Origin of the sequence: Pseudomonas sp. CNPSo 3701, assembly GCF_028674975.1 — a bacterium.
Lineage (GTDB): Bacteria > Pseudomonadota > Gammaproteobacteria > Pseudomonadales > Pseudomonadaceae > Aquipseudomonas > Aquipseudomonas straminea.
Genome location: NZ_JAQZSI010000006.1, coordinates 71840 through 89113 on the forward strand (window position 1 = coordinate 71840; position 17274 = coordinate 89113).

19 protein-coding genes are annotated in these 17274 nt (G+C 64.3%); 9 read left to right on the plus strand and 10 right to left on the minus strand.

What is annotated here, in order from left to right; genetic code table 11:
- Nucleotides 1–252 precede the first annotated feature (252 nt).
- The 6 genes from hemA to PVA39_RS18295 all read left to right on the plus strand — a co-directional run bounded on the left by hemA (nt 253) and on the right by PVA39_RS18295 (nt 5722).
- Nucleotides 253–1530, plus strand: a complete 1278-nt coding sequence (gene hemA, locus PVA39_RS18270) for a glutamyl-tRNA reductase (RefSeq protein ID WP_274125240.1) — start codon at nt 253–255, stop codon at nt 1528–1530.
- Nucleotides 1531–1544: 14 nt separating this feature from the next.
- Nucleotides 1545–2627: a peptide chain release factor 1 gene (prfA, locus tag PVA39_RS18275; RefSeq protein WP_274125241.1), complete on the plus strand. Its 1083-nt coding sequence runs from the start codon at nt 1545–1547 to the stop codon at nt 2625–2627.
- Nucleotides 2628–2703: 76 nt separating this feature from the next.
- Nucleotides 2704–3537, plus strand: a complete 834-nt coding sequence (prmC, locus tag PVA39_RS18280) for a peptide chain release factor N(5)-glutamine methyltransferase (protein WP_274125242.1) — start codon at nt 2704–2706, stop codon at nt 3535–3537.
- Nucleotides 3530–4297: a molybdopterin-synthase adenylyltransferase MoeB gene (locus PVA39_RS18285; RefSeq protein WP_274125243.1), complete on the plus strand. Its 768-nt coding sequence runs from the start codon at nt 3530–3532 to the stop codon at nt 4295–4297. The genes prmC and PVA39_RS18285 overlap by 8 nt, the downstream gene beginning before the upstream one ends.
- Nucleotides 4290–5084 (plus strand): glutamate racemase, encoded by a 795-nt coding sequence (murI, locus tag PVA39_RS18290; protein ID WP_274125244.1) that lies wholly within the window; start codon nt 4290–4292, stop codon nt 5082–5084. The genes PVA39_RS18285 and murI overlap by 8 nt, the downstream gene beginning before the upstream one ends.
- A 119-nt stretch (nt 5085–5203) precedes the next feature.
- Nucleotides 5204–5722 (plus strand): acyloxyacyl hydrolase, encoded by a 519-nt coding sequence (locus PVA39_RS18295; RefSeq protein WP_093505676.1) that lies wholly within the window; start codon nt 5204–5206, stop codon nt 5720–5722.
- A gap of 55 nt (nt 5723–5777) precedes the next feature.
- On the opposite strand, the gene PVA39_RS18300 is transcribed toward PVA39_RS18295, so the two are convergent.
- From PVA39_RS18300 to PVA39_RS18335, 8 genes are all read right to left on the minus strand, one after another.
- Nucleotides 5778–6089: a YkgJ family cysteine cluster protein gene (locus PVA39_RS18300; protein ID WP_274125245.1), complete on the minus strand. Its 312-nt coding sequence runs from the start codon at nt 6087–6089 to the stop codon at nt 5778–5780.
- 40 nt (nt 6090–6129) lie between these two features.
- A complete protein-coding gene (locus PVA39_RS18305) occupies nt 6130–6627 on the minus strand; it encodes a DUF2878 domain-containing protein (protein WP_274125246.1) in 498 nt (165 codons plus the stop codon).
- A gap of 78 nt (nt 6628–6705) precedes the next feature.
- Nucleotides 6706–7476, minus strand: a complete 771-nt coding sequence (locus tag PVA39_RS18310; protein WP_274125247.1) for an SDR family NAD(P)-dependent oxidoreductase — start codon at nt 7474–7476, stop codon at nt 6706–6708.
- Complete coding sequence (gene phrB / locus PVA39_RS18315) at nt 7473–8924, minus strand: deoxyribodipyrimidine photo-lyase (RefSeq protein ID WP_274125248.1); 1452 nt, start codon at nt 8922–8924, stop codon at nt 7473–7475. The genes PVA39_RS18310 and phrB overlap by 4 nt, the downstream gene beginning before the upstream one ends.
- A gap of 8 nt (nt 8925–8932) precedes the next feature.
- Nucleotides 8933–9871, minus strand: coding sequence for a MerR family transcriptional regulator (locus PVA39_RS18320; protein WP_093505684.1), 939 nt, complete (start codon nt 9869–9871; stop codon nt 8933–8935).
- Nucleotides 9868–10836, minus strand: a complete 969-nt coding sequence (locus tag PVA39_RS18325) for a YbgA family protein (RefSeq protein WP_274125249.1) — start codon at nt 10834–10836, stop codon at nt 9868–9870. The genes PVA39_RS18320 and PVA39_RS18325 overlap by 4 nt, the downstream gene beginning before the upstream one ends.
- 132 nt (nt 10837–10968) lie before the next feature.
- Nucleotides 10969–11196: a TIGR02450 family Trp-rich protein gene (locus tag PVA39_RS18330; protein ID WP_274125250.1), complete on the minus strand. Its 228-nt coding sequence runs from the start codon at nt 11194–11196 to the stop codon at nt 10969–10971.
- Nucleotides 11193–12185 (minus strand): NAD(P)/FAD-dependent oxidoreductase, encoded by a 993-nt coding sequence (locus PVA39_RS18335; RefSeq protein WP_093505690.1) that lies wholly within the window; start codon nt 12183–12185, stop codon nt 11193–11195. Before PVA39_RS18335 ends, PVA39_RS18330 begins: the two co-directional genes overlap by 4 nt.
- A 278-nt stretch (nt 12186–12463) precedes the next feature.
- Between PVA39_RS18335 and PVA39_RS18340 the strand changes: the two genes are divergently transcribed.
- Both PVA39_RS18340 and hemH read left to right on the plus strand, forming a co-directional pair.
- The gene (locus PVA39_RS18340) at nt 12464–13363 is read left to right on the plus strand and encodes a TIGR01777 family oxidoreductase (RefSeq protein WP_274125251.1); all 900 of its coding nucleotides are present in this window, start codon (nt 12464–12466) and stop codon (nt 13361–13363) included.
- A gap of 54 nt (nt 13364–13417) precedes the next feature.
- Entirely contained in the window at nt 13418–14440 is a 1023-nt protein-coding gene (gene hemH, locus PVA39_RS18345) for a ferrochelatase (protein ID WP_274125252.1), read from the plus strand.
- A 39-nt stretch (nt 14441–14479) separates the two neighbouring features.
- On the opposite strand, the gene PVA39_RS18350 is transcribed toward hemH, so the two are convergent.
- Nucleotides 14480–15757, minus strand: coding sequence for a uracil-xanthine permease family protein (locus PVA39_RS18350; RefSeq protein WP_274125253.1), 1278 nt, complete (start codon nt 15755–15757; stop codon nt 14480–14482).
- A 3-nt stretch (nt 15758–15760) separates the two neighbouring features.
- A complete protein-coding gene (gene upp / locus PVA39_RS18355; RefSeq protein ID WP_013790052.1) occupies nt 15761–16399 on the minus strand; it encodes a uracil phosphoribosyltransferase in 639 nt (212 codons plus the stop codon).
- Between the two features lie 250 nt (nt 16400–16649).
- On the opposite strand from upp, the gene PVA39_RS18360 reads away from it, so the two are divergent.
- Nucleotides 16650–17207, plus strand: coding sequence for a hypoxanthine-guanine phosphoribosyltransferase (locus PVA39_RS18360; protein ID WP_075931803.1), 558 nt, complete (start codon nt 16650–16652; stop codon nt 17205–17207).
- Nucleotides 17208–17274 lie beyond the last annotated feature (67 nt).

Consider the following 17274-nt stretch of genomic DNA (forward strand, 5'->3'; position numbering starts at 1 on the left):
GGTTTTGGCCATCATGACACAAGCCGTTGGGCAAGCCCATGGGGCAGCCCGCGTGTCCTGGCGATGTGAGGTTGGACTGCCGAAGCCCGGGCGGGTTGCATTCAATCCGGGTGCACCCTTGTGGTGCTGGCGAAGTCATTCTCATTGCCGTCGATCAGCCCTGGCTATCGGCGCCATGCATGGTGCAATGGTTGTCCTGCACCGGCCGAAGTAGGACAATTACCGGCTTCCACCCCCCTGTCAGCGACGTGCATGGCCTTTATCGCCCTCGGTATCAACCACAAGACCGCTTCGGTGGATGTTCGCGAGCGCGTGGCTTTTACTCCCGAGCAGCTCGTAGAGGCGTTGCAGCTGCTTTGCCGCGACACGCCGAGCCGTGAGGCGGCGATCCTGTCGACCTGCAACCGCAGCGAGCTGTACCTCGAACAGGACGGTCCTGGCGTCGATGCGGTGCTGCGTTGGCTCGCCGATTACCACCATGTGAGCGTCGAAGAGCTGCGCGCCTGCGCTTATATTCACGAAGATGATGCGGCTGTTCGTCACATGATGCGCGTGGCCTCCGGCCTCGATTCCATGGTGCTCGGTGAGCCGCAGATTCTCGGCCAGATGAAATCCGCCTTTGCCGTGGCTCGCGAGGCCGGCACCCTGGGCCCGCTGCTGGGGCGCCTGTTCCAGGCCACCTTCAGTACCGCCAAGACCGTGCGCACCGATACAGCCATCGGCGAGAACCCGGTGTCGGTGGCCTTTGCCGCCGTCAGCCTGGCCAAGCAGATCTTCGCCGACTTGCATCGCAGTCAGGCGCTGCTGATCGGTGCCGGCGAGACCATCAGCCTGGTGGCCCGCCATCTGCACGACCAAGGCATCAAGCGTATTGTGGTCGCCAATCGCACCCTGGAGCGCGCCAGCAGCCTGGCCGAGCAGTTCGGCGCCCACGCTGTGCTGCTCTCCGACATTCCCCAAGAGCTGGTGCACAGCGACATCGTCATCAGTTCCACTGCCAGCCAGCTGCCGATCCTCGGCAAGGGCGCCGTGGAAAGCGCCCTCAAGCAGCGCAAGCACAAGCCGATCTTCATGGTCGACATCGCCGTGCCGCGTGACATCGAGCCCCAGGTCGGCGAGCTGGATGACGTGTACCTTTATACCGTCGATGACCTGCACGAAGTCATCGCCGAAAACCTCAAGAGTCGCCAGGGCGCGGCCCAGGCTGCCGAGGAACTGGTCGCCGCCGGCACCGACGATTTCATGGCGCGCCTGCGCGAGCTTGCCGCCGTCGATGTGCTCCGCGCTTATCGCCAGCAGGCCGAGCGCCTGCGCGACGACGAACTGGCCCGGGCCCAGCGCATGCTCGCCAATGGCGCTGCCGCCGAAGATGTGCTGGCCCAGCTGGCCCGAGGCCTGACCAATAAGCTGCTGCACGCGCCCAGCGTGCAACTGAAGAAATTCTCCGCCACCGGGCGCATCGATGCGCTGGGCGTGGCTCAGGAGCTGTTCGCCCTCGACGAAGGCGCGTCGTCCCGGCTTGGTCAATAAATAGAAGGCATGCAATGAAAGCTTCGCTGATCAATAAACTCGACCTGCTGCAGGACCGCTTCGAAGAGGTCACGGCGCTGCTCGGCGACGCCGAGGTGATCACCAACCAGACTCAGTTTCGCGCCTATTCCAAGGAATACGCCGAGATCGAACCGGTGATCGCCGCGTTTCGCGAGTTTCGCAAGGTGCAGGGCGACCTCGAAGGCGCACTGGCGCTGCTCAAGGACAGCGACCCGGACCTGCGCGAAATGGCCGAGGAAGAAGTCGACACCGCCCGCGCCCGCCTGGCCGAGCTGGAAGACAGCCTGCAACGCATGCTGCTGCCCAAGGACCCCAACGACGGCCGCAACGTGTTCCTCGAAGTGCGCGCCGGTACCGGTGGCGACGAGGCGGCGATCTTCGCTGGCGACCTGTTCCGCATGTATTCGCGTTACGCCGAGAAGCAAGGCTGGCGCGTAGAAGTGTTGTCCGCCAATGAGGGCGAGCACGGCGGCTTCAAGGAAGTGATCGCCCGGGTCGAGGGCGACAACGTGTTCGGCAAGCTCAAGTTCGAGTCCGGCGCCCACCGCGTGCAGCGCGTGCCGGAAACCGAGTCCCAGGGCCGCATCCACACTTCGGCCTGCACCGTTGCCGTGCTGCCCGAGCCGGACGAGCAGATGGCCATCGAGATCAACCCGGCGGACCTGCGCGTCGACACCTACCGCAGCTCTGGCGCCGGCGGTCAGCACGTCAACACCACCGACTCGGCGATTCGCATCACCCACATTCCCACCGGCACCGTGGTCGAGTGCCAGGAAGAGCGCTCCCAGCACAAGAACCGCGCCAAGGCCATGGCCTGGCTGGCGGCCAAGCTCAAGGACCAGCAGGATGCCGCTGCCCACAAGGAAATCTCCGACACCCGCAAGCTGCTGGTCGGCTCGGGCGACCGCTCCGAGCGCATTCGCACCTACAACTTCCCGCAAGGGCGGGTGACCGACCACCGCATCAACCTGACCCTGTATTCCCTGGGCGAAGTGATCGCCGGCGGCGTCGATGCGGTGATCGAGCCGCTGCTCGCCGAGTATCAGGCCGATCAGTTGGCCGCGTTGAGCGACTGAACCGAAAGCAGGGTGGAGCGGGGACTTCTTTATCCACCCAGGATGCCAGCGCCCCGATCCGCCCAGGAAGCCCGCCATGGCCACTATCGAATTTCTGCTTAACAGCATTGCGTTGCCCGACTCACCGACGCCGCGCCTGGACGCCGAGCTGCTGCTGGCCCATACATTGGGCAAGCCGCGCAGTTACCTGCGGACCTGGGCTGACCGTGAAGTCGAGCCAGCTGTCGCCGAAGCCTTCGCCGCCAGTCTGACGCGTCGGCGCAACGGTGAGCCGGTCGCCTATATCCTCGGTCGTCAGGGGTTCTGGAGCCTGGATCTGGACGTCGCGCCCCACACCCTGATCCCGCGCCCGGACACCGAGCTGCTGGTGGAAACCTCGCTGGCGCTGCTGCCCGGTGGCACGGCCAGGGTGCTCGACCTGGGCACCGGCACCGGCGCCATCGCTCTGGCGTTGGCCAGCGAACGGCCGGCCTGGCAGGTCACCGGCGTCGACCGGGTGGATGAAGCCGTGGCGCTGGCCGATGGAAATCGCGCCCGGCTGGGCCTGGCGAATGCCTCGTTTCGCCCGAGCCACTGGTTCGCGGCGCTGGCTGGCGAGCGCTACGGGCTGATCGTCAGCAACCCGCCCTACATTGCCAGCGATGACCGTCATCTGGGCGAAGGCGACGTGCGGTTCGAGCCGAGCAGTGCGCTGGTCTCCGGCGTCGACGGGCTGGACGACATCCGCCTGATCATCGAGCAGGCGCCGGCGTATCTGGCGGCGCCCGGCTGGCTGCTGCTCGAACATGGTTTCGACCAGGCCGAGGCGGTGCGCGGGTTGTTGAGCCAGCGCGGTTTCGTCGAGGTTCACAGCCGCCGTGATCTCGCCGATCATGAGCGCATCAGCCTGGGGCGGTGGCCACATGAATGAACACCTGAGCGACGAGGAGCTGCTGCGCTACAGCCGGCAGATTCTGCTCTCGCAGATCGATGTAGACGGGCAACTGCGCCTCAAGGGCAGCCGCGTGCTGATCGTCGGCCTTGGCGGCCTCGGCTCGCCCGTGGCCCTGTACTTGGCGGCGGCCGGTGTGGGCGAGCTGCACCTGGCGGATTTCGACAGCGTCGACCTGAGCAACCTGCAGCGGCAGATCGCCCACGACACCGCGAGCATCGGCCGGAGCAAGGTCGACTCGGCACTGGCGCGGCTCGGCGCGCTCAATCCCCAGGTAACGCTGCGCCCCCATCGCCAGGCCCTGGATGCGGACTCCCTGGCCGCAGCCGTTGCGGCAGTAGACCTAGTACTCGACTGCTCGGACAACTTCACCACTCGCGAAGCCGTCAATGCCGCTTGCGTGGCGGCGCGCCGGCCGCTGGTCAGTGGTGCGGCGATCCGCCTGGAAGGGCAGTTGTCCGTGTTCGATCCGCGCCGCGAAGACAGCCCTTGTTACCACTGCCTGTACGGTCATGGCAGCGAAGCAGAGCTAACCTGTAGCGAAGCCGGCGTGGTCGGGCCGCTGGTCGGTCTGGTCGGCAGCCTGCAGGCGCTGGAAGCGCTGAAGCTGCTCGCCGGCTTCGGCGAACCCCTGGTCGGCCGCCTGTTGCTGATCGATGCCTTTGGTTCGCGCTTCCGCGAACTGCGGGTAAAGCGCGACCCGGGTTGCGCCGTATGCGGGAATGGCGCCGATGTGTGACGCGCCGATCGGGGTATTCGACTCCGGCATTGGCGGTCTTACGGTGTTGCGGGAAATCCGCACGCTGGTGCCGCAGGAAACCTTGTTCTACGTGTCCGATAGCGGCCACGTGCCCTACGGTGAAAAGAGCCCCGAGTACATTCGTGAACGCTGCCGGTTTATCGCCTCGTTCCTGCTCGAACGCGGCGCCAAGGCCTTGGTGCTGGCCTGCAATACCGCGACTGTTGCTGGTGTGGGTGAGCTGCGCACTCTTTATCCGCAGCTGCCGATTGTGGCCATGGAGCCAGCGGTAAAGCCTGCGGCAGCCGCGACGCGCTCTGGGGTGGTTGGCGTACTGGCCACCACCGGGACGCTGAAAAGCGCGCGTTTCGCTGCCTTGCTCGACCAGTTCGCCAGTGATGTGCGGGTGGTCACCCAGCCCTGTCCGGGTTTGGTCGAGTTGATCGAGGCGGGGGATCTGCACGACCCTGCTTTGCTTGCTTTGCTGCGCGGTTACGTCGAGCCTCTGCTGGCCGAGGGCTGCGACACCCTGATCCTCGGCTGTACCCACTATCCCTTCCTGCGGCCGCTGCTCGAGCAGTGGCTTGACCCGTCGATCAGCCTGATCGACACGGGCGCGGCGGTGGCCCGGCAACTGCAACGGTTGCTGGCCAGTCGCAACCTACTGGCCAACGGGCCGCGTGGCGTCGATCGCTTCTGGTGCAGCGGCGAGCCGGCGGCCATGCAACGGGTGTTGCCACTGCTTTGGGGGAGCGCCGAGCCGGTGGCCGTGCTGCCTGGAAATTAATTGGCCGTTAGGACAGTAAATATTTTTAGAACGAAGGGAACTTGTCTAAAGTCTGTAACTGTAGTTTTCACCCTGCCTCACTTAAAAGACTAAAAAAGTCCCTATACAAGGATGCTCCAATGAAGAAGCTGGTTGGCTTGGCCGCTGCAGTTGCGTTGTCTCTTGGGTCCGTTACAGCAGTTCAGGCCGCAGGCCTGAGCGTTTCCGTCGGCCAGACGGGCGACTCCACCATGGTTTACCGCCTGGGTGCGCAGTTCGATTTCAACAGCCGCTGGTTCGAAAGCAGTGTCGGTCATCTGGGTGGTTACTGGGATGCCGGTTACACCTACTGGCAGGGTGATGATACCGCCACCAACCACAGCATTTCCTTCGCACCGGTATTCGTTTACGAGTTCGCCGGGCAGACCGTCAAACCCTACCTGGAAGCCGGTATCGGGGTGGCAGCATTCTCCAGCACGCGCCTGGAGTCCAATGACCTGGGGTCGTCGTTCCAGTTCGAAGACCGCATCGGTGCGGGCCTGCGTTTCGCCGGTGGTCATGAAGTGGGCATCCGTGCGATGCACTACTCCAACGCCGGCATCAAACAGCCGAACGATGGGGTAGAGGCGTATTCGCTGCACTATCGCTTCAACTACTAAGCCGTAGGTAATACATAAAAAAACCGGGCCAAGGCCCGGTTTTTTAGGCGCCAGGTCAGCGATAGATGCTGCCGATACCGCGGCGTTCTTCCAGGCACTCTGGCGCGCCCATTTCGAACTCGCGGCAGATCAGTGGGCGCACTTCGTAGATGGTGCAGCGCATGGTGTCGCGATCCAGTGCCGCGCACCAGCCATCGTCCAGGCGGCGCATCACTTCGCCGCCCCATTCGTCGCTGTCGATGAAACGCTCAGGCACACAGGTATCGGTGATCAGCATCACTTCCAGTTGGCAGCAGCAGGCCGCGCAGGTGCTGCAGCTGACCTGTTCGTCGATCTGGGTATGGGGAATCTGTAGGGCGTCGCTCATCGGCCTAGTCTACGCGAGGCTGCACGGCGCCACGCAAACCTTACATCGGGCGGGCAGCGTAGAGCCGGGCGAAACCATGCAGCAGCGGCAGCATGATGGCCCAGAGCAGCGCCACCAGTGCCAGAGTAGTGGCCTCGCCGAAGGGCAGGCGCAGCAGACCGAGCCAGGTGCTGGCGCCGTAGGAGAGTAGCGCGAAGCAGGCGCCAACGAGGCTGGCGCGCCACCAGGGCGCGGCCGTCCACGCCATGCAGTGATAGAGCGTGGTGCCCACCAGAAGCCAGACAAATGCCTGCCAGAGCGGAATCAACTGGCGCGCCTCACCGAAATCGAACAGGCCCAGCTGCAGCAGAAAGCTGTCCACGGCGCTGCCGAACAGGAAGGCGCTGACCAGCAACTTGCCTTCGCGTTGCCAACTGCCGATACGCATCAGGTGTACCAGCAGTACCACCGCAACCACCCATAGCCAGTCGCCGCCGCCGAGCAGGCAGGCGAGCCAGCCGATTAAAAACAGCAGGGCGTTGAGCAGGTTTCTAGACACTGGATGCTATCCGGTTGCTGAACATAAAGGGCGCCGATGGTGCCTGTGCCAGCAATGTTGGTGCAAGCTTCGGGCGTGTCAGGAAATGTCCCGCTCGCTACGCAGCAGGCGGCGGCTTAGGGCCAAACGCAGGCGCGCAGGCAGCCGACCGAGCAGGCCGAGCGCAGCAATGAACGGGCCGGGAAAGGCGATTTCCAGCGGGCGCGCTTGTAGGCGCTTGGCGATATGCCGGGCGGCCTTGTCGGCTGACCAGCGCATCGGTGTGGAGTAGCCGCTGTTTTCCGAGTGCGCCGTGTCGACGAAACCCGGGGTGACCACGGTAACGGCGATACCTTCCCGGGCCAGATCCACGCGCAGGGATTCGAGCAGGTAACGCACAGCGGCCTTGGCGGCCCCGAAGGCGCCGGCGCCCGGCAGCGGCAGGTAGGTGACCGCACTGGCAACACCGACCAGGTGCGGCGCCTGACCACGACGCAGCAGCGGTAGGGCAGCGACGATGCAGTGGCTGGCCGAGAACAGGTTGCCGCGCATCACCCGGGCCAGGGCGTCCGCCTCGAAGTTGCTGGCGTCCACATGTTCATAGACGCCGGCATTTAGGATCGCGCAGTCCAGCGCGCCCCACTGTTCGGCGAGCCTGGCGGCGATGGCGTCCACATCGGCGGGTTCGCCCAGATCGCCTGGCAGCACCAGCACCCGACCAGGAAAGCGCTCTGCCAGCACCTGCAGTGGCTCCTCGCGTCGCGCGCTCAGGGCCAGCAGATGGCCTTCTTTCAGCAGGCGCTCGGCTAACGCATGACCGATGCCACTGCTGGCACCGGTCAGCCAGATGCGCCGGCTGAACGCGCTCATGACGCCTCGCTGGCCGAAGGCAGGTTCTTGAAAGCGTCCAGCGCGCGTTGGCGGCTGGCGCGCAGGTCGACGATGGGCTTGGGATAGTCCACGCCACCGCCGAACAGGCTGGCCTGGCCCTTGCTGCCGGCGTGCGGATCGTGAATCGCCTTGTCGCTGAGTGAGGCCAACTCGGGCAGCCACTGGCGGATGAAGCGGCCGTCAGGATCGAAGCGTTGGGATTGGCTGATCGGGTTGAAAATACGGAAGTAGGGTACCGAGTCGGTACCGGTGGAGGCGCTCCACTGCCAGCCACCGTTGTTGGCAGCCAGATCGCCGTCGATCAAGTGGCGCATGAAGAAGCGCTCGCCCTCGCGCCAGTCGATCAGCAGGTTCTTGGTCAGGAACATCGCCACCACCATGCGCAGACGGTTATGCATCCAGCCGGTTTCCAGCAGCTGGCGCATGGCCGCGTCGATGATCGGGATGCCGGTGCGGCCTTCCTGCCAGGCCTTCAGGTCTTTGGCTGCATTACGCCAGGGCAGCGCTTCGGTTTCCGGGCGGAAGGCACGGGCCATGGACACGTGCGGGTAACCGACCAGAATATGGGCGTAGAACTCGCGCCAGATTAGCTCGTTGATCCAGGTGACGGCGCCCTGGTTGCCGCTTTCGAACTCACCGCCGTTGGCATTCAGCGCCGCGTGCAGGCACTGACGCGGCGACAGCACGCCGGCCGCCAGATACGCTGACAGCTGGCTGGTGCCGGGGCGAATCGGGAAATCGCGGTTGTCGTGATAGTCCTCGATCCACTCATCAGCGAAGCGCTGCAGGCGTTCACGGGCCGCTTCTTCACCGGCGGGCCAGGCATCGCGCAGCGCTTTGTTGGGTGTATCGAAACCGGACACCTGCCCAGGGATCGGGTCGCCAGCTATCTTCAGTTTTTCTTGTGCCTTGGGCAGCGCTACCAGTTTCGGCAGGGCCGTATGCAGGCGCTGATAGCAGACGCCGCGGAACTGGCTGTAAACCTTGAAGTAGGTGCCGGTGCGGGTCAGCACGCTGCCTGGCTTGAACAGCAGGCGATCGAGGTGGCTGTGGAAATTCACGCCCAGCTCGTCCAGCGCCGCGCTCACGGCTTCATCACGGCGGCCTTCGTTGACGCCGTATTCCTCATTGACGTGTACGGCATTGGCCTGCAGTTCCTGGGCGAGGGTGCCAAGCACCTTTGGCGCGGTGTCCCAGTCATCCGCTGTGCGAATCAGCAGCGGCACGTTGAGGCGTTGCAGCTCGCGGCTCAGCTCGGTCAGGTTGCGCAGCCAGAAATCCACCTTGCACGGCGCATCATCATGCTGCTGCCACTGGCCCGGGCTGAGCAGAAACACTGCGACCGTCGGCCCGGCCTGCATGGCGGCGGCCAGAGCCGTGTTGTCGGTGACACGCAGGTCGGTTCGAAACCACATCAGTTGTAGCATGGGGCGTCCTATTCGAGCAGATGGCGATCTGCGAGGTTTTGCAGCGCCGCCAGCGGATCGGCGACCACGGTGACGTCCGCTGAGTCGGGAGCGCGGGCGACCAGTTGCTCGGCTTCCTGCTGATTTTCGATACCGATCAGCAGGCAGGGTATGCCGTGGTCGCCCAGCCACTGCTGCAGGGTCGACTGGGCGTCGGTATTGGAGTCGGCTTCGCAGAACAGCAGCAGTGCGCGAGGGCGACGGCGGCTGATGGCCAGCGGCAGCTCATCAAGGGGCATCGGCCCGTCGAAGGCATCCACCGGGCAACCCGCGGTGCCGATCAGCCAGGCGCACAGCCACAGCTGCGGCGACATCGGCGACTGGCAAAGGTTGATCAGCATCAGTGGCTGGCCTTGGTGCTGACGATTGTCGTGATACACCCGTGCGCCCAGCTTGCTGCGCAGCCAGCTATGCAGGAACAGCCGTTCGGTGGCCGCTCCGGGCAGTTGTGGCCAGCGCGCTTCGAGGGTTACCAGCAATGGCAGCAGCAGGTGCTGGCAAAGGATCTGCACCGGATAGAGCGCGAGTTCGGCGTTGAAGCGTTCATCCAGCTGGCGCTCGTCCAGGGCGTGGATGGCATCGCACAGGCGGTCACGTTTCTCCTGCCACTGCGAAGCCTGCTCGGCAGGCAGCGGCTGGTCGGCGCGCAGCAGGCTTTTCACTTGGCCGACGGAAACGCCTCGATTAAGCCAGCCGAGTACGGTCTGGATGGTCTGCACCTGCTCGGGTGAATACAGGCGGTGGCCCTTGGCGGTGCGGTGCGGGACGATCAGGCCGTAGCGGCGCTCCCAGGCGCGCAGGGTCACCGGGTTGACGCCAGTGATGCCGGCCACGTCGCGAATCGGCAGATAACCGGCGGCGACCAGGTCCTGCGCAGTGCCTGGCTGGTTGGAAATTGGCCGGCTCATATGGCGTTTCGCAGGCTGAGGTTTTCCGGGTGCGGCTGCAGGTAGACCTGCTGGGCGATGTAGCGATCCGGGTGCTGACGGAAATGGTGCTTGAGCAGGGTCAGCGGCACCACCAGCGGGATGATGCCCTTGCGGTACTGGGTGATCAGCTGCTGCATTTCCTGCTTTTCCTCGGCGCTGAGGGCGCCCTTGAGGTAACCGCTCAGGTGCTGCAACACGTTGCTGTGGGTGCCGCGAGTGGCGCAGCGCTTGAGGGCGGTCATCAGCTCGGCGATGTAACGGCCGGCCAGTTCGTCCAGATCCTGCGCGGAGAGGTCGCTGAGCATCTGGCCCAGGCGCTTGTAGCGCAACGGGTCCGTGGCCATCAGCAGGTACTTGTGGCGGGCGTGGAATTCGATCAGCGTGCTGCGGGTCAAGCCCGATTCACAGAGTGTCTGCCACTGCGAGTAGGTGAACACGCGGGTCAGGAAGTTCTCGCGCAGCACCGGGTCGTTGAGGCGGCCTTCTTCCTCGATGGGCAGGTTCGGGTGTCGCTCGCAGAGCACGCGGGTGAATATGCCGCGGCCTTTGGGTTCGCTAGGATGGCCATTATCCTGGTAGACCTTGACCCGCTCCAGGCCGCAGGACGGTGACTGCTGCATGACGATATAGCCGCTGATCGCCGGCAGTTCGGCCGCAACCTGTTCACCGTAGGCGGCTAGCGCATCGGTGTGATCCTGATCTGGATGCGCGGTGCCTACCACGCGCGGCGCGGACGGGTCGCCGACCAGGCGAATGGGCTCGCGTGGCGTACCCAGACCGATGGCCACTTCGGGGCAGTAGGGTATGAAATCGAAGTACTCGCTGAGCTGTTCCAGGCACAGCCTCGACGCCTTGTGGCCGCCGTTGTAGCGAACTTCGGCTCCCAGCAGGCAGGCGCTGACGCCGAGTGTGGGTTTTCTGCGGTACTGCGGGCTCACGGACATGGCGCACCTTCAAAAATGACCTTGTACAAGGCTTTGTTTTTGTACAGGGTTATTTCATCTTAAGCCTGATCTTGTACAAGTCAAATTTCGTGTACAGGGTTATAGGCATAGAGCCGGTCAATTCAGCCAGGTTCAACGCCATCCCATCAGCCAGCGTTCGGCGTCCTGCAAGTCACGCCAGTCCAGGCGCTGGACGCGCTTGCTAAGCACCGCCTGCAGCTCCACTTCGAGCACGGTGCCCTCTTCGTCGCAAAACAGTTCGGTGACCAGAAAATGCTTTTCGCGGTTTTGCGGCGTTGCTGCCGTCCACTTCGACAGCAGCAGTTTGCGTGGCGTCAGCCAGTGTTTGGCGGCGTTCATTGGTTGTGGGCGATCAGTTTGCGGGCTGCTTCCTGGCCGCTCAGCCAGGCGCCCTCGACACGGCCAGACAGGCACCAGTCGCCGCATACGTAAAGGCCCAGGTCGGCATCGGCCAGGGCGCCAAGCTGATGAGCGCCGGACGGGCGCGCGTACAGCCAGCGATGGGCCAGACTGAACACCGGCGCGGGCACGGCGCAGCCGATCATTTCCGCAAAGGCGCCGTGCAGCTGTTCGATCACCTGATCTTTAGCCAGATCCAGATGTTGGCGGCTCCAGGTGCTACTGGCGTGCAGCACCCAGGTGTCGGGGATGGCATCGCGGCCTGGTTTGCTGCGGTTGCGTGCGGTCCAGTCGAGCACCTCGTCCTGCACGAAGCAGCCCTCCAGCGGTGTCTGTAGCGGCTCGGCAAAGGCCAGGGCTACCGCCCAGGTCGGTTCCATGGTTACCCCGGCTACGGTGCTGGCCAGCTTTGGTGCGGCTGCCAGCAGGGCGCTGGCCTGTGGTGCGGGAGTGGCAATGATCACCTGGGCGAACGGGCCGTGACTCTCGCCGTCGGCATCGAGCAAGTGCCAGTGCTGTTCGCCGCGAAACACCTCGGTGATGCGGCAGGAAAACTTCACCGGCAGCGCACCGAGCATGGCACGGGTAATGGCGCTCATACGCGGTTTGCCGACCCAGCGCATCTGCTCGTCGGCCGAGGGGCTGAGCAAGCCGTTTGCGTATTGGTAGAGGTTGGGCGTCCAGGGTTCGACCCAGCCACGGGCCTGCCATTGGGCCACAGTGGTGGCGAAGCGGCGATCACGGGCGGTGAAATACTGGGCGCCGAGGTCTAAGGCGCCAGCGTCGCTGCGCTTGCTGGCCATACGGCCGCCGCTGCCGCGACTCTTGTCGAACAATTGCACGGTGTAGCCGGCGGCGTGGAGCGCCTCGGCGGCGGACAGGCCGGCGATGCCGGTGCCGATGATGGCGATTGGAGCTGCGTTGGTCATGGTTACCTCACCTACTGTCGAGTCGCCGCGACTGCCTGTCGTCGACTCGCTGGGCCTCAGGCTACGCCTCGAACATCGCTCGTACAACGTGCAGGACATACACGAGCACGTTCGTGTCGGGCAGTATCTGCAGCCAGGGCATCTACTCTTCAGAATAGGTGCGCCCGACAATAGTTTCCCCCGTTTCCGTCGGCGGCAGGCGGGGGCGCGGATTGTTCTTGAGCAAGCTTACACGCGTCGTGTTGAACGCTGAGACACAGCATAACGAGGAGTCTGTCATGCATATCCTGATCACCGGCGGTACCGGCCTGATTGGCCAGGCGCTCTGCCATCAGTGGGCCGCTCAGGGCCACCAGCTGACAGTGTGGAGCCGGCGCCCCGAGCAGGTGCCGGTGCTGTGTGGCACGGCCGTGCGGGGCATCGCACGCCTCGAGGACATCGGCGATGAGCCCCTCGATGCGGTGGTCAATCTGGCTGGCGCGCCGATTGCGGACCGCCCCTGGAGCAAGGCGCGCAAGCAACTGTTGTGGGAAAGCCGTATTGGGCTTACCGAACGCCTGGTGAGTTGGCTGCAGGGGCACGAGCAGAAGCCGGCGGTGCTGCTATCCGGCTCGGCGGTCGGCTGGTATGGCGACGCCGGCGAGCACATCATCGACGAGCAGGCCAAGCCAGGCGCTGATTTCGCCGCGCAGCTGTGCATCGCCTGGGAGGAGACCGCCCAGCAAGCCGAGGCGCTGGGCATTCGCGTAGTGCTGCTGCGTACCGGTCTGGTGCTGGCCAAGGAGGGCGGCATGCTCAAGCGCATGGCCACGCCGTTCCGTTTCGGTCTCGGTGGGCGCATCGGCAGTGGACGCCAGTGGATGCCTTGGATTCATATCGCCGACCAAATCGCCCTGATTGATTTTCTCTTGCAGCATGAGGAGGCGCGCGGTCCCTATAATGCGTGCGCGCCACATCCGGTGCGCAATGCCGAGTTCGTCAAGGAGCTTGGTCATGCGGTGCACCGGCCCACGCTGATGCTGCTGCCGGGCTTCGCCTTGCGCGCGGCTCTTGGCGAGATGTCGCTGTTGTTGCTTGGCGGCCAGCACGCGTTGCCGGCCAGGGCGCAGGAGGCAGGCTTCGAGTTTCGCTTCACCCGCCTGGACGTGGCGCTGGTCGACCTGCTGAGCCTTCACTAACACCTGTTCGCGATCCGGCTGGGGCTTGATCGCGACACCTTCAAGGGATATTGCATGACCGATCACGCCTTACTGCTGGTCAACCTCGGCTCGCCGGCGTCCACCGAGGTTGCCGATGTGCGCAGTTATCTCAATCAGTTCCTGATGGACCCCTACGTGGTCGACCTGCCCTGGCCGCTGCGCCGACTACTGGTTTCGCTGATCCTGATCCGCCGCCCGGCTCAGTCGGCCCACGCCTATGCGTCGATCTGGTGGCCGGAAGGCTCGCCGCTGGTGGTGCTCAGCAAGCGCCTGCAGGAAGCGATGAAAAACCAGTGGACCCACGGCCCGGTGGAACTGGCCATGCGCTACGGCGAGCCGTCGCTGGAAACCGTGCTGGCACGCCTGGCCGGGCAGGGCATCACCCAGGTCACCCTGGCGCCGCTTTACCCGCAGTTCGCCGACAGCACCACTACCACGGTGATCGAGGAAGCCAAGCGTGTGGTGCGCGAGCGCAAGCTGCCGATCCGTTTCTCGATCCTGCCGCCGTTCTTCCAGGATCCCGATTACATCGAGGCCTTGGCCGACAGTGCTCGTCCGTACCTGGAGAAAGACTTCGATCACCTGCTGCTGAGCTTCCACGGTTTGCCGGAGCGCCACCTGCGCAAGCTCGATGCGACCAATCACTGTCTGCGCGGGCCGGACTGCTGCCGCACGGCATCGCCCCAGGTGCTTGCCACCTGCTACCGGGCCCAGTGCATGCGCAGCGCCGAAGCCTTTGCCACGCGCATGGGGCTGCGCCCGGAGCAGTGGTCGGTGTCATTTCAGTCGCGCTTGGGCAGGGACAAGTGGATCGAGCCCTACACCGAGGCGTGCCTCGACGAGCTGGCCGCGCAAGGTGTGAAGAAACTTTTGGTGATGTGCCCGGCCTTCGTCGCCGACTGCATCGAGACCCTGGAAGAGATCGGCGACCGTGGCCGCGAGCAGTTCGTCGAGGCCGGCGGTGAAAGCCTGGAGCTGGTGCCCTGCCTGAACGACCACCCCAGCTGGGTGGAGGCGCTCAAGCGGCTGTGCGAGCGAGCCCCGCGGAGCGTGTAAAAAAATGCCCGGCTAGTGCCGGGCATTTTTCTTTGCTTCTCAGATGTCAGGCGCCTCGTCGGCAGCCTTGCGTTTCCACCCATCGTTGCCGGGCAGAATCAGATTCAGCAGGATCGCGACGATGGCGCACAGGGCGATGCCCTTGAGGCCGAAGTCGCCCGGGCCGTCGCCGGTGCCGATCAGCACGCCGCCGATGCCGAATACCAGGGTCACCGAAACGATCACCAGGTTGCGCGCCTCACTGAGATCGATGTTATGGCGGATCATGGTGTTCATGCCCACCGCGGCTATTGAGCCGAACAGCAGACACAGGATGCCGCCCATCACCGGTACCGGAATGCTCTGCAGGATGGCGCCGAACTTGCCGATGAAGGCCAGGGCGATGGCGAAGATCGCCGCCCAGGTCATGATCCTCGGGTTGTAGGCCTTGGTCAGCATCACCGCGCCAGTGACTTCGGCGTAGGTGGTGTTGGGCGGGCCGCCGAACAGGCCGGCGGCCGAGGTGGCCAGGCCGTCGCCGAGCAGTGTGCGGTGCAGGCCTGGCTTCTTCAGGTAGTTCTTGCCGGTTACGCCGCCCACCGCGATGACACCGCCGATATGCTCGATGGCCGGTGCCAGGGCGACCGGTACGATGAACAGGATCGCCTGCCAGTTGAATGCGGGAGCGGTGAACGCCGGCACCGCCAGCCAGGGCGCATCGGCCACGTGGCCCAGATCCAGGGCGCCGAAATAAAGCGACAGGGCGAACCCCACCACGACGCCGGAGATGATCGGCACCAGGCGGAAGATGCCACGGCCGAACACGGCGACGACCAGCGTGGTCAGCAGGGTCGGCATGGAGATCCACATCGCCGTGCTGTAAGGCAGCAGCACGCTGCCGTCACCGGCCTTGCCCATGGCCATGTTGGCGGCGATCGGCGCCATGGCCAGGCCGATGGAAATGATCACCGGGCCGATCACCACCGGCGGCAGCAGACGGTCGATGAAACCGGTACCCTTGATCTTCACGGCCAGGCCGAGAAAGGTGTAAACGAAGCCCGCCGCGACCACGCCGCCCATGGTTTCCGCCAGGCCGAACTGGCCCTTGGCGAGAATGATCGGGGTGATGAAGGCGAAGCTCGAGGCCAGGAACACCGGTACCTGGCGACCGGTGACGATCTGGAACAGGATGGTGCCCAGGCCCGCGGTAAACAGCGCCACGTTGGGATCCAGGCCAGTGATCAACGGCATCAGCACCAGCGCGCCAAAGGCCACGAACAACATCTGGGCGCCGGACAGCACCTGGCGCCACAGCGGATCGTTGAATTCGTCGCGCATCGATCAGGCGTCCTTCTGCTTGGTGCCGAAGATCTTGTCGCCGGCATCACCGAGGCCCGGGATGATGTAGCCGTGTTCGTTGAGGCGCTGGTCGATGGACGCGGTGTAGATCTGCACATCCGGGTGCGCTTCATTCACCGCCTTGATACCTTCGGGGGCAGCGACGAGCACCATGGCGCGGATTTCCTTGCAGCCAGCCTTTTTCAGCAGGTCGATAGTGGCGACCATGGAACTGCCGGTGGCGAGCATCGGGTCGATGATCATCGCCAGGCGCTCGTTGATTTCCGGCACCAGCTTTTCCAGGTAGGTGTGCGCCTGCAGGGTTTCCTCGTTGCGGGCCACGCCGACGGCGCTGACCTTGGCGCCGGGGATCAGGCTGAGTACGCCGTCGAGCATGCCGATGCCTGCGCGCAAAATCGGCACCACGGTGATCTTCTTGCCGGAGATCTTCTCGACCTGCACGGGACCCGCCCAGCCTTCGATTTCATAGGTTTCCAGGCGCAGATCCTTGGTCGCCTCATAAGTGAGCAGGGCGCCCACTTCCTGGGCCAGCTCACGGAAGTTCTTGGTACTGATATCCGCGCGGCGCATGAGGCCGATCTTGTGGCGAATCAGCGGGTGGCGGATCTCGAGGACGGGCATTGCAGGGTCTCCGGCAAAAATGGGCAAAAAACACGCTAGGTTAAAGCATTGCATTGCAACTTGGCGCTGCCGATATGGAACTTTTTGCATTCGTCGAGCAACGGCTGTGCCATTTGTCGTGTGTCGCTGCCGGCGCTTGCGCCTTGTCAGGCGGATGCGTAACGTGGCCGACTTTTTTCTGACCCGGTGAAAAATCCCGCGCCGGGGCCACCCATGCGGAGCCGCCTGCGCCCGCCAACGAGGACACCCTATGTCTGCCGATCTCGCCCACATCCGCCAGGTCATGGCCGAAGCCGACTGCCTGTACAGCGAAGCCGACGTGGAAGCCGCCATCACCCGCGTCGCCGCCGCCATCAACGCCGATCTGGCCGAGCGCAACCCGGTGGTGTTCTGTGTGATGAACGGCGGGCTGATCTTCTCCGGCAAGCTGCTCACCCAGCTCGACTTCCCCCTGGAAGCCAGCTACCTGCACGCCAGCCGCTACCGCAACCAGACCAGCGGCGGCGAGCTGTTCTGGAAGGCCAAGCCGGAAGTGTCGTTCATCGACCGCGACGTGCTGATCATCGATGACATCCTCGACGAAGGGCACACCCTGGGCGCGATCATCGATTTCTGCCACCACGCTGGCGCCGCCAACGTGCACACCGCGGTGCTGATCGACAAGGATCACGACCGCAAGGCACGTCCGGACCTGAAGGCCGATTACGTGGGCCTGCCGTGCATCGACCGCTACATCTTCGGTTACGGCATGGATTACAAGGGGTACTGGCGCAACGCCCCGGGCATCTTCGCGGTCAAGGGGCTCTGAGAGCCTGTTCACGGTCTTTTTGGCGACATGAGGAGACGGCTACAAGACAGAAGCGGACATCAGCGCA